Origin of the sequence: Lysinibacillus sp. NPDC058147 (assembly GCF_042884205.1) — a bacterium.
Taxonomy (GTDB): domain Bacteria; phylum Bacillota; class Bacilli; order Bacillales_A; family Planococcaceae; genus Lysinibacillus.
This window is the reverse complement of the sequence record NZ_JBHVUJ010000016.1, coordinates 13,033-25,749: the sequence shown is the minus strand read 5'-3', so window position 1 is coordinate 25,749 and position 12,717 is coordinate 13,033. Positions and strand designations below refer to the sequence as shown.

9 protein-coding genes are annotated in these 12,717 nt (G+C 36.7%); 3 read left to right on the top strand and 6 right to left on the bottom strand.

The window, feature by feature from the left end; genetic code table 11:
- Nucleotides 1-88: 88 nt before the first annotated feature.
- The 5 genes from ACFVT8_RS23925 to ACFVT8_RS23905 all read right to left on the bottom strand — a co-directional run bounded on the left by ACFVT8_RS23925 (nt 89) and on the right by ACFVT8_RS23905 (nt 5,738).
- Complete coding sequence (locus tag ACFVT8_RS23925) at nt 89-2,128, bottom strand: TRAP transporter permease (protein WP_387086171.1); 2,040 nt, start codon at nt 2,126-2,128, stop codon at nt 89-91.
- Entirely contained in the window at nt 2,125-2,640 is a 516-nt protein-coding gene (locus ACFVT8_RS23920) for a DUF1850 domain-containing protein (protein WP_387086169.1), read from the bottom strand. Before ACFVT8_RS23920 ends, ACFVT8_RS23925 begins: the two co-directional genes overlap by 4 nt.
- Nucleotides 2,641-2,733: 93 nt before the next feature.
- Complete coding sequence (locus ACFVT8_RS23915; protein WP_387086166.1) at nt 2,734-3,726, bottom strand: TAXI family TRAP transporter solute-binding subunit; 993 nt, start codon at nt 3,724-3,726, stop codon at nt 2,734-2,736.
- 489 nt (nt 3,727-4,215) lie between these two features.
- Nucleotides 4,216-4,767 (bottom strand): superoxide dismutase family protein, encoded by a 552-nt coding sequence (locus tag ACFVT8_RS23910; RefSeq protein WP_387086163.1) that lies wholly within the window; start codon nt 4,765-4,767, stop codon nt 4,216-4,218.
- Between the two features lie 188 nt (nt 4,768-4,955).
- Nucleotides 4,956-5,738, bottom strand: coding sequence for a 3D domain-containing protein (locus ACFVT8_RS23905; RefSeq protein WP_387086160.1), 783 nt, complete (start codon nt 5,736-5,738; stop codon nt 4,956-4,958).
- 278 nt (nt 5,739-6,016) lie between these two features.
- Here ACFVT8_RS23905 and ACFVT8_RS23900 point away from each other — a divergent pair, with 278 nt between their 5' ends.
- Together ACFVT8_RS23900 and ACFVT8_RS23895 are read left to right on the top strand one after the other, a co-directional pair.
- Nucleotides 6,017-6,202 carry a putative motility protein gene (locus tag ACFVT8_RS23900; RefSeq protein ID WP_387086157.1) on the top strand — a complete coding sequence of 62 codons (186 nt, stop codon included), beginning with the start codon at nt 6,017-6,019 and terminating at the stop codon, nt 6,200-6,202.
- 332 nt (nt 6,203-6,534) lie between these two features.
- Nucleotides 6,535-7,653 carry a response regulator gene (locus ACFVT8_RS23895; RefSeq protein WP_387086226.1) on the top strand — a complete coding sequence of 373 codons (1,119 nt, stop codon included), beginning with the start codon at nt 6,535-6,537 and terminating at the stop codon, nt 7,651-7,653.
- 56 nt (nt 7,654-7,709) lie between these two features.
- Here the strand turns inward: ACFVT8_RS23895 and ACFVT8_RS23890 are convergent, their stop codons facing one another.
- Nucleotides 7,710-8,732 (bottom strand): GGDEF domain-containing protein, encoded by a 1,023-nt coding sequence (locus ACFVT8_RS23890; protein ID WP_387086154.1) that lies wholly within the window; start codon nt 8,730-8,732, stop codon nt 7,710-7,712.
- A gap of 432 nt (nt 8,733-9,164) precedes the next feature.
- Between ACFVT8_RS23890 and ACFVT8_RS23885 the strand changes: the two genes are divergently transcribed.
- A complete protein-coding gene (locus ACFVT8_RS23885) occupies nt 9,165-12,200 on the top strand; it encodes a sensor histidine kinase (protein WP_387086151.1) in 3,036 nt (1,011 codons plus the stop codon).
- The last annotated feature ends 517 nt before the right edge of the window (nt 12,201-12,717 follow it).

Below are 12,717 nucleotides of genomic sequence, written 5' to 3'. Positions count from 1 at the left end.
CCTTGTAGACATTCAAGGCATGCACTTACTAACTCAGAAAATGAGCAGATTCTTTTTATTTAATATTATATCAGTCCTAAGCCTTTACTTAAGCTATAGCACTCGTTTTACTTTTTTGATCGTCATCACCGTTACCTTTATGCTGCGTTACATATTGAATAACAAACATAACAATAAAAATTGCTAAACCAGCCCAATCCGAGAATTTTTCTGGATAGATAAGAAGTAAACCAGCTGCAATCGCAATAATACGTTCAAACCATAGCATTTTGCGATACCAGTAACCAATTACTCCCGCACCTATAGCTACCATTCCTGTAATGGCCGTGACTACTACCCATATAATTTCAGGTATAGTTGTATCAATCATTAGCAATGCAGGTGAAAATACAATCATGTACGGAATAATAAACGCCGCAATAGCAAGCTTCGCTGAGTTTACACCTGTTTTAATCGGATCCCCACCAGAGATTCCCGAAGCCGCAAAGGCAGCAAGTGCAACCGGCGGGGTTATATCAGCAATGATACCAAAGTAGAATACAAAGAAGTGTGCCGATAATAAAACAACTACTGGTACTAATTCCTGTGGTGTATTTGGTGATAATAATGCCACGATTGCTGGAGCTGCAATTGTTGACGTAATTACATAGTTTGCTGTTGTCGGAGCCCCCATCCCGAGAATTAGGGAAGCAATCATAACAAATATCAGCGTTAAAATAATACTACCACCAGCTAATTCTACTAAACTATTAGCTAGACTTAGGCCTAAACCTGTTTTCACAACAACACCTACGATAATCCCCGCACAAGCTGTTGCCGCTACTACACCAAGTGCTGTACGCGCCCCTTCAACTAATGCAGCAATAATATCCTTCGGTTTTAAACGTGTTTCCTTATTAAACATAGCAACACCAATAGAAATAAGAATACCATATAGTGCAGCATGCATTACTGCTGTACCTGTTAACATTAAAACGATGATTGCAACTATCGGTAATAGAAGGTAAATTTTCTTAAATACTTCTCGACGATTTGGCATTTGATCATCACGTAAACCTTTTAAACCTACACGTTTCGCTTCGAAATGAGTCATAATCCAAATACCTGTAAAATAAAGTAATGCGGGTATCGCCGCCGCTTTCGCAATATCCCAATACGTAATTCCGCGACCGATAAACTCAACCATCAAAAACGCTGCCGCACCCATAATCGGAGGCATCAACTGCCCACCTGTAGATGCTGCTGCCTCAACCGCACCTGCGAACTCTTTTCGATACCCAAGCTTTTTCATCATCGGAATCGTATATGATCCAGATGTTACAACATTCGCTACAGAGCTTCCCGAAATCGTACCTTGAAGCGCACTAGAAAATACCGCCACTTTTGCAGGACCACCAATTAATTTACCTGCAAGAGATACCGCTAAATCATTAAAGTATTGGCCAACACCTGTTTTGACAAGGAATGCTCCAAAAAGTAAAAATACAAATATAAATGTGGCAGAAACACTAATCGGTGTTCCGAAAATCCCATCTGTCGTATAATACATGAGATTAACAATACTCTCAAAATCTTGCCCTCTATGCGCCATAAAATCCGGGAAATATGGTCCGAAATACGCATAAATTAAGAAACATATAGCAATGATAGTAATTGGTAAACCTACTGCACGGCGAGCTGCTTCAAGCACCAACACGACAGCTACGAGACCTACAATAAAGTCAGTTTGCGTAATGGTACCATTACTATTGACAAGCTCTGTATAATTCAGCGTCCAATACGAACCAACCACAATGGATAATACCGCTAAAATATAATCGAACCAAGCTATTTTATTCTTCGCTGCTTTTTTTCGAGCAGGGAATAACAAGAAAATTAGGGTCAAACCAAAGCCTAAATGTACCGTACGCTGAATTTGCGCTGGGAATTGGCCTTTAATTGCTGTGTAAAGCTGAAACAATGAAAATGCTAGTAGTCCAAAGAAAATGACATGCTTCATAATGCCCGATACAGTTCGGACATTAGATTCAATATCATATTTCTCAAGTATTGCTTGTTGCTCTTCAGCTGATATTTGTTCGAATTCTTCTTTTTTTACGTCGTCGTTTGATTTATGCTGTGTCGTCATTTCATCCTTACTCCTCTCCATTGTTCATAAAGCGATAAACGCTTCACCTCAAATAAATAGGATTTTCCCCTTTGTAAATCTTTTTTTAAATCGTATTCATAATTCTCGTAATCTAATACAAGATCTAAATCCAAATCGCCTATATAAATCGTAAAATTTTCAATGACTTCGTTGTCAAACTGCAAAAAATATTTACCATTTCGTTCTGTTAATGTTTGATTTTTCTCTGCATAGCTTGGCATACCGATTGCTAAACTTTCATACTCCATCCCTAACATTTGAATACTTGTTTCATCTACACATTTATAATGTTCGAGTACATCCGTTTTATGGATGGAGTGAGTGTATCTAATATCAAATGTATCCTCAGTTGTCAGTGGTATATAATGCACTTTCGGATTATTTATACGCGTTTCCGTAAATGCGAATACCTTTTGAAGAGGAAGAAAAATGACTACACTAATACAAATACATAAAAAAGCTAAAACAACTATTAATGTTCTCTTTCGCACTACATCTGTTCCCCCACTTAAAAAGCTATTCGTACGGAAGAAAAGAGACTCGAAGCTTTACGCAATCCGAGCCTCTTCGTATTTAATGTTCAGTTATTTATTTTCATCAAAGTATTTTTGAGCACCTGGGTGAACGTCAATACTGATACCCTGTAAACCTGTCTTAGCATCGATATAAGCCCCTTTAGGGTGGGAAATTTTATCTTTATTACTATAAATAGCTTTTGTCATTGAATAAACAACATCATCCGGAAGATCTTTTTTCACCGCTAACATCGCAAGTACCGAAACTGTTTCAGTATCCTTCGCAAGACCATACGTACCAGCTTTTACAGTATCTTTTGCGTAGTAAGGATATTTAGCAATTAGCTCATCTGCTTTACCAGGATCTACACCGATAATATTTACTTTAGTTGTCGCATTTAACGCCTCAACAGCACCTGTTGGCGTACCCGCAGTAATAAACGCTGCATCGATTTGACCAGATTGAAGACCGTCAGCAGACTCACCAAAATCAAGGTTTTGTGCTTTGATATCATCCATTGTTAAACCATGAATTTCAAGTAATTGTTCAGCATTTGCGTAAGTTCCAGAACCTGGAGCACCTACAGAAACCTTTTTCCCTTTTAAATCAGCGTATGTTTTAATGCCTGATGCTTCAGTTGTTACTAATTGTACTGTTTCTGGATAAAGTGCACCTAGAGCAGCAATTGCATCGATTTTTTTACCATCAAACATCTTTGTTCCTTCAGTGGCATAATAAGCAATATCTGATTGTACAAAGGCAATTTCACCTTTACCATCTTGCAAAGCTGTCATGTTGGCAGCAGATGCTTGAGATACTTCAGCAGTTGTTTTAACGCCTGTTTCTTTCGTAATTAGATCTGCGAACGTTCCACCCAATGCATAGTAAGTACCTTGTGTTCCACCTGTTAATAAGTTCAAAAATTTCGGCTTTTCAGATGATGCCGATTCGCCCTTATTCGAGTCCTTTGAACCCGTTCCACTATCAGACCCACATGCAGCTAAAATCAATAGCGCAAAGGCACTTAATAGCATTAATAGCCTGAATTGTTTTTTCTTCATAGTAACCTTCCCCCTTTGGTTAAAAATAAGAATCTATTTAAAATTATCAAATTAAGTATAATAATGTCAATTAATTTATAGTAAATTCAGTCTTTTATAATTATACTTTTCCTCTTAAGTGCCAATTATTTTCAAATTTCGTCATTAGCTTACTTACGCTAATTTTATCTATAACAAACCATTAAATTCTTTTTCTAAGAAAATATTACTAGTTTCGATATGTATAGAAATTGCATATTTATTATCAAAGCGACCTTTCGCTTCTTCTTTTATCAATAAAATGTAGGGTGATTTCCGACCTAGCTAAGCGCTTTTCTAGGGGTAACCGATCCCCAGCCGGAACGAAGATCAACTTATATACTTAGCATTCTTTTTTTAAATATCCCCCAGCTTTATAGTAATGAACCAAAATGAGTGTCGATTTTTATCCCCAAAACAAAAAAACTGTATCTAAAGTGTTTTACTTCAGATACAGTCGATTCATTTTCCTTATTGAATGACGCCACAAGCAATTCTAGCGCCCGAATTACCAGAAGGATTTGTTTTATAATCATCCTCAGATTCATGAATGATTAATGTAGTGCCTCCATCACGTAATAATGAGTTGGCAGCATCTTTTTCTAATGTTAGCCCTTCAGCTAAGAAATTCAGATCCACTTTACCATCTTCTCCAACTTCTAAATTCGGAAGATCTCCTAAATGATAGCCCTTAGGATTATCCTTTCCATGCTCTTTATGCGTTGGATTAAAATGCGGACCTGCTGATTCAAATGTTGGTGGTTCACACTTCCCAACTGAATGAATATGAATGCCGTGTTTTCCTGCTGGCAACCCTGATAGTGCGAGTGTTACCTTAACCCCATTATCCTCTTCTTCAAAATATGCATTGCCATAGCTTTCATTATTTTTACCAATTACTTTCGCGGTTGCAGTTGGACCTGAATTTGCGTTAACTGCCACTTTTTGTTCCTTTTTTTCAAAGAAACCACAACCACCGACAAATACTAATAAAGAAATAATTATTAAACTCATTTTTTTCATAAAAATACCTCCTCTATTTCAGATGGTTGCCAACTATCCTTCCACTTATGCAATTTCAGTAGAATTTAGAGAATTATTGGTTAAGGAATAAATTATCCACACTGGGCTTTTAATGGCCTTTGACGCTTAAAGACAGTGATGCAAAATAAAAGGATATCTCTAATAAACGAGATATCCTTTCGCTCACATTAATTTAAAATTTTTACAGTTACCTGTTTGACGCCCCACTGACGAGCTTGTCCCTCGGTAGGAATAAATACATCAATTTTATTACCTTTTATTGCTCCGCCAGTATCTGCCGCGATTGCTTCACCATAACCTTCAACCCAAACCCTGCTACCAAGCGGAATTACACGTGGATCTACAGCAATTACCTTTAAGTTTGGATTAGATCTTATATCTGTCCCATTCGCTGTAATCCCCGAACATCCTTCACAATATGCTGTATAGGCAGTTGCTCGCATCGTTAATGTTTTGCCCGTACTTGCTGGAGCACTCGCTGAGTTTGTACTTGATGTCGCTACTTTCTTTTTACTTGAGGTTGTCGCTACCTTATTAGTTTTGCTTTCGGAAGTTTTTGGTTTTGCCGCCGATTCTTTGATAGCTAATGATTCACCTACATAAATTAGATCAGATGAAAGGTTATTCCATTCCTTTAATTCTTCCACTGATATATCATTTACGCGTGCAATTGAAAATAATGTATCCCCGGCCACAACAAAGTGCTGATCTTTCATTGAATTATCATCTTTCGATTCGGCTACATTTAAATCTTGCTCTGGATAAAACCATCTCGCGTCTGAGTCGATTAATGGCTCATAATCTCCTAACGCTAAATTGTAAATTTTCGAGATTCCCCACAATGCATCAAACGGCTTAAAAGTGAGTTTTTCCTTTGCAGATGATGGACTGGCAAATAAACTTAATCCCAAGGTCAATGTTACAGCTAAAGCTAAAGCTTGTTTTTTCATATTTCGTAACCTCCATATTTTAATTATTTTGCATTCTGCTGCTAGCACACTAGAGTTAGGCTCTTTTATGCAAGCAATGCTAGAAAATGCAATTAATAACTCAGGACAATGGACCTGATAGTACGAATTATTTCTACAAAAACGGAAAAATATACAATATAGATGATATTTTTGGTAAATTGGTCAATTTTGAGGAAAAAACATTGGTACTCTATTTGCAATTTTTATATGTTGGAAAATCAGTGTTTTTATACGATAATATGGTAAAGGAGGAATGTATGATGGAAATTAATACAATAATGTCTTCTCAGATTATGGAGCTGCAACAAACTGTACAAATGAGCGTTATGCAAAATGCGCTTAATCTAAACACTACAGCCGCTATCGATTTATTAAAAGATCTGCCACAGCAGCAAGAAGCCATACATCCGTATAAAGGGGCAGTCATTGATATTTCAATTTAACCTATTTCACTTTAATTTTTAACTTCCTTCAGCAAGTTAAAGCCTACGGCGGATGTCACAGAATCGGAAGCTGTTAGCCTAAAATCATCGCATCCATGCGATAACGGCTAACTGACCTGCATCACGCAGGCCTAAGCACAAAGCCGATTCTGGACGCATTGTTTATCTGTAGCGAAAGCAAAGCGTCAGCTACAAATGGTTTCTGCGCGAAAGCGAAGCGTCAGCGGCAAATGGTTTCTGTAGCGAAAGCAAAGCGTCAGCTACAATTATGCCGAGGCATAATTGATATCAGGTTAATAAATATTGGAAAGTTGGTGCCCTTTTTGATTCGAGTGATAATAATGGATGATGAGCCATTAGCTCTTATAAACATGGAGAAAAAGTTAAAAGAATTTAATTCAATAGAGGTCATTAAATCTTTTACAACTGCAAAAGATTTGCTTGCAGAGGGGCCAAGCTTGGATTTTCAAGTAGCATTTTTAGATGTTGAAATGCCTGGCATGAACGGTTTAGAGATTGCACGGCTGTTAAAAGAATGGAACAAAAACATTTTTATCGTATTTGTCACTGCGTATCGGGACTATGCTGTCCAAGCATTTGAAATTCACTCCATTGACTATTTATTAAAGCCTATTTCAAAAGCTCGTCTAGAGACAACTATTAATAGAATCCAAGAACTCCTTCACTTAGAAAATAAATCGACTCCTATACAAATACGAAATAAACCCGCGCTTACGATACTCTACTTTGGAGGATTCGTTGTTTTACACAATGACAAAGCAGTCCATTGGAGAACGCTTAAAACAAAGGAATTATTCGCCTTTCTTTTTTCCAATCTTAATAACCATGTACCTCGCGATATAATCATAGAAGCTTTATGGGCAGATACAGAATTTAAAAAGGCAAGAGTTCAGTTACATACAACAGTTTCCTACTTACGCACTACGCTTTCAGCACTTGGCTATTCAGAAGTCATACAGTATGCAAATGGCTGCTATATTTTGCAACTAGAGGATTTTCAATGTGATGCCCATGATTTAGAGCATATTTTAAATGGTAAAACGGAGACTGGAAAGATTAATATAGAAAAGGCTGAGGCACTACTACAAAACTACCAAGGTGAATTTATGGCCTCATTAGATTATCCTTGGATTACTAGTAAAGCAAATTTTATGAACAATAAATTTACTCTTTTACTTCATGATTTAGTAGAGCATTATACAGCAATACATGATGTAAAAAAACGTGAGGAAATATTACTTTTAACAATAGAGCATAATCCATATTCCGATAAAACCATCCGTCAGCTAATAAAGCACTATATAGAAGTGGATAACAGAGCAAGTGCAGTAAAGGTTTACAATTCCTTTAAAAGTACCTTGATAGCGGATCTCGGTATTTTACCAGAGCAGGAAACAACTGAGGTGTTTAATGCTATATCGGTTGAATAATTTTAATCTATAAAAGGCATCGAGAAGATAACGCTCGATGCCTTTTATCTTCGTATTCATTTGATTAATTCTCCAGATAATTCTTCGACGACACAGATACAATTCTTTCCTGACTGCTTCGCCTTATATAATGCCTGATCTGCAATTGTAATGATCTGATTAGCAGTCTTAATATTTGCAGTAAATACTGTAATGCCGGCAGACATTGTAACTGGCCTGCCACATGCCGTATCTAACAAGGCCTGCTTAATGCGTACATCCTCCGCTAAATCTAAAGCTTCATCTATGGTCGTGGATGGTAATATAACCATAAACTCTTCCCCTCCATATCGAAAACACATTCCCTGTTGCTCAATATTCTCCTGCAAATGATTTGCGAAAGTTTTTAAAACTTCATCCCCTACAGTATGTCCATGTGTATCATTTATACTTTTAAAGTCATCTAGATCTATTAACATTACTGTATGAGGCACTTTATTGATGATAAGCTCATTTAAAATTTGATCCATCCTTCTACGGTTAGGGATTCCCGTTAAGGAGTCTAAATTCAGTTGATTCGTTAAATCAAATATTTCGCTCTCCGAACTTATGACCATGTTTTGTACTACTTTTTTTAATGAATGTGCTTCGTAATACCAGTCATCTATTTCTTCAAGCTTCTGTACTTCTTCTCTCTCCACGCTAGTAGAAAGCTTCTTTAAAGGTCGTGCAATTTTGAAAGCAAGCCATACAGCTGCTACAAGTACTGCAACTAACCATAATAGTAAAGGAACGATTATACTTTTTATGAACGCGCTAAATGAAACAACTCTTTCATCGAGTAACTTGTCAACCACTTGTACCATATAAGGTTCGATCGACTTATCTTGATTTGGTTCCATCAGTTTTTCTTGTACGTAGCTCTCCGTGATTACCGAAACTTCCTTCACATAATTTTCTTGCATAGCAATCTTATTTTGCCTAAGAATGTCGTTAAAATTTCGATAGCTACTCCAAATACTCATACTAGCAGTCGCAAGTACAACAATTACCGTCATACTAACAATAACAAACGATAACTTTAACTTGAATTTACTCACAATAGATCATTTCTCCCATTGAGATGATTTTTTGTTAAATTTTAATACGCTTTAACCTACAAATTATTTATTCCTTCATCATACGTCACGCCTCTTAAAGAAAACTTAAACACTCATGACTCTCCCTCAAAATGTACTTGACTGCCTAGTAAGAGGGGGCTCAAATCTCAAGCCACGCCTGGAGAAGAGCAAGTAACTTGTAACGAAAATCAGCTCCCCTCCACGCTATCTGATTAGTCTGAAAGTAATGTTTTTAAAAATTTCTTATTTCCATTTTCTAAATTTCATGGCATGGTAAATATAGTCCTTTTAACTTCTTTCAGCAGAATTTTTGGTAGCGAAAGTTACAAATGTTTTCTGCGCGAAAGCAAAGCGTCAGCTACAATTATGCCGAGGCATAATTGATTACAAGAAGGAATTTTGGAGGTTCTTATGTCACTGTTGAAAAAAGCGACTATACGACATTCACTTTTCATTATTTTAATTTTCATATTGCTTACTACACTTCGTTTACTTTGGCTAGCATACTTTCTCCCTTCAAATGATCAACCGATTGCCCGGGATGGTATATTTGATATACGGGATCAGCAGCTATCCGACGAAGAAGTTCTTAACTTAGATGGTGAATGGCTCTATTATCCCGGATCATTAATAGATCCCTTAAACATTTATACTGAATCATTTGAACAAACTACCCGAACGGTTCCCATGCGAGATTCAGAGGCAACGACACAACGATATGGTTCATACCGTTTAAAAATCTTGCTCAATCATCACAATGCCCCCAAAGATAATCGTTTTGCCGTTCGTATCCCTGCAGTGTCAACTGCTACAGCATTATATGTTAACGGTAAGTTGGTTGATCAGTCAGGAAAAGTAGCTACTAATTCACGTAGTCATAAAGGTCAAGCCGCTTCTTATACTTTTTACTTTACAAATGAGCAGCCTGAAATTGACTTAGTTTTACATGTATCTAATTTTGATACTTCTATAAGACCTACCATTAATAAAAGAATTTTATTTGGCTCTGCTTCAGCTATGGAACATCACCAAATGATTAACAATTTATCTCTTGCCACAATTTCAATAACACTCTTATTGTTCACACTTTTTAGTACCCTTGTGTTCTTGTTTATTAATCCAAAGCCAATTATTTTATTGTTCACAGTAGGCTTTCTTTTACCTTTATCAGATGAATTAATTTCAAATGATCGATCTATACTCACTTGGTTACACCTCGATTATGTATGGTCATTTAAGCTATCTACTATCATTTATCTCGGGTCTTCTTTTTTCTTTGTTCAGTTTATGCGTGTTTTACTAGTCAAATATCATCATGCTAAATGCTTTCAGTGGCTCTTTGCTTTCTATTTCCTTTCAGCATTTTTCACTGTCGTCTTACCGATCGATTGGTTATTAGCAATAAATCCTTTCTACTTTATACTTTATGTCGTTTCATTTTTATTTGTAGTAGTACTCGCTTTAAGAGAGTATATTGAAGATCAAAAACAGAGCACTGCCTTTATTGCATTAACTGCCCTTGGTACAACGAATGGCATCATATGGGGGTATATCAAATCCATCTATGTTTTTGATATACCAATGTATCCATTCGATTATTTATTTGTCATGCTCGGTTTTTCGGGTTATTGGTTTAAACGCTTTTTTGAAAATCAAGCGCAAATTAATCAATTGATTGCTAAATTACAAAAAGATGATGCATTAAAGGATGAATTTTTATCTAGTAGCTCACAAAAGCTGTGGGATCCCATGAATAAAATGATTACATTAGGACAGTCCATTTATGCTAATCCAAACAATAAGCTTATGACTGATGATAAACAAAATCTGAAGCATTTAATTGATATTGGGAGAAGCATGTCCTTTACATTAAATGACATACTAGATTTTACTCGTTTAAAGGAAGGTAATTTACATCTCCATAAAAAGAACGTTAGCATCCAAAGTATAGTTTATGGTGTTTTTGACATGTTACGCTTTATAACAGGCGGAAAACAGATTCAAATGAATTCAACGATTCCTAGGGCATTTCCTAATGTAGTGGCCGATGAAAATCGATTGATTCAAATTCTTTTTAATCTCCTACACAATGCCATTAAATATACGAGTGCTGGATCTATAAAAATCAGCGCCCATATAGAAAAGAATATGGCTGTTATCCATATTCGTGACACTGGGTTAGGAATGGACGATGATATCCAAAGCCGCCTATTTTCCCCTTATGAACAAGGAAATGACAACAATGATGGAATCGGTCTAGGGTTATTAATTTCAAAAAAGCTCATTGAATTACATGGTGGAACTTTGCAAATACATTCTATTCCTAACAAAGGATCGGATGTTTATTTCACATTACCATTAGCAGAGGAAAACTTTAATGAGGAGCAAGCCTATATAGAGGAAGAGGATACGCATCTTCCTATTGAAGACAATAGTTTATCGTCGACACTGGGAAAGCAATTTAAAATTTTAATGGTCGATGATGACCCTGTAAACCTAACCATTATGCGTAGTTTATTTGCAACTACAGAATATGCTGTTACTACGGTTACTAGCAGTGAAAAGGCAGTAGAAGTGCTACAGCAAGATGATTGGGATTTAGTCATTATTGATGCGATGTTACCTTATATTTCTGGCTATGCATTAATAGAGATTATTCGCGAACACTACTCATTGCTTGAATTACCTATTTTAATACTGACAGCTCGTAATCATTCCGAGGATGTTTATACTGGTTTCGGTCATGGAGCAAATGATTATGTTACGAAGCCTATTAATTCTGTAGAGCTAAAGGTCAGGAGTAGAGCCTTAATCGATTTAAAATATAGCATTAATCAACGACTACATTTGGAAACAGCTTGGCTTCAAGCCCAAATACAGCCGCATTTTTTATTTAATACTTTAAATACAATTGCATCACTTAGTACGATCGATACAGATCGGATGATTGACTTAATGCATCATTTTGGTGAATATCTACATGCAAGCTTTGATGTACGGAATTTACAGAGAGTAGTGCCACTTAAGGATGAGTTGGAACTAGTACGCTCATATCTCTATATTAATCAGCAGCGTTTTGGGAACTTACTAAACATCGGCTGGGATGTTGATGACAATATAAACATTGAAATTCCCCCTATCTCCTTACAAACTTTAGTCGAAAATGCAATTTGTCATGGTGTATTGAAGCAGGAAGAAGGCGGTACAGTTTGTATCCGTATAAAGGATTTTCAGGATTATGTAGCCGTAAGTGTTGTAGATGATGGCGTTGGGATTGATCCAAGTATTTTAGATGAACTACAATCCGGTAGTAATTCGCCAAACGTTGGTGTCGGTCTACGTAATACGGATTTACGTCTTAAAAGGATTTACGGTCAGAGGTTACAAATTAAAAGCACACTAAATGAAGGAACAAATGTCACCTTCCATATTCCAAAAAACATATAAATTACTACACATCATTAACAAGAGCCACCACAAACTCAATTGAGTTTGTGGTGGCTCTTCTCTATAATTTCAAGTTACAATTATTATGTTAATGTAAATATTTTAGTTTCGTTGCCAAAAACCAAGGATAATATTTTTAAAGGTATAATATGTAGATAAGTTGATTGGAGCGGGGACCGAGCGACTCCTTGGGGATCAGCAATAGAGGAACGAAGGCTAAAAACATCTGTTGGCCCAAGCGGCTCATCGGACGCCCCCAGGAAGCTCTGCTCTGTGCGAAAGCGAAGCGACAGCTACAAAGCGCCCAGTCGGAACGGAAATCAACCACACGTTTTGGTGATGAGCTATATTTATGGATTTTTAAAAATCAGGGTACATTAATAGTATGATCAATTATGCCTCGGCATAATTGCGTCCGGAATCGGCTTTGTGCTTAGGCCTGCGTAATGCAGGTCAGTTAGCCGTTATCGCATGGATGCGATGATTTTAGGCTAACATCCTATGTGAACTCCTTTCC

Coding starts and splice junctions, on each gene's coding strand:
- ACFVT8_RS23925 (WP_387086171.1), bottom strand. CDS start 2,128: ATGACGACACAGCATAAATCAAACGACGACGTAAAAAAAGAAGAATTC.
- ACFVT8_RS23915 (WP_387086166.1), bottom strand. CDS start 3,726: ATGAAGAAAAAACAATTCAGGCTATTAATGCTATTAAGTGCCTTTGCG.
- ACFVT8_RS23910 (WP_387086163.1), bottom strand. CDS start 4,767: ATGAAAAAAATGAGTTTAATAATTATTTCTTTATTAGTATTTGTCGGT.
- ACFVT8_RS23905 (WP_387086160.1), bottom strand. CDS start 5,738: ATGAAAAAACAAGCTTTAGCTTTAGCTGTAACATTGACCTTGGGATTA.
- ACFVT8_RS23900 (WP_387086157.1), top strand. CDS start 6,017: ATGATGGAAATTAATACAATAATGTCTTCTCAGATTATGGAGCTGCAA.
- ACFVT8_RS23885 (WP_387086151.1), top strand. CDS start 9,165: ATGTCACTGTTGAAAAAAGCGACTATACGACATTCACTTTTCATTATT.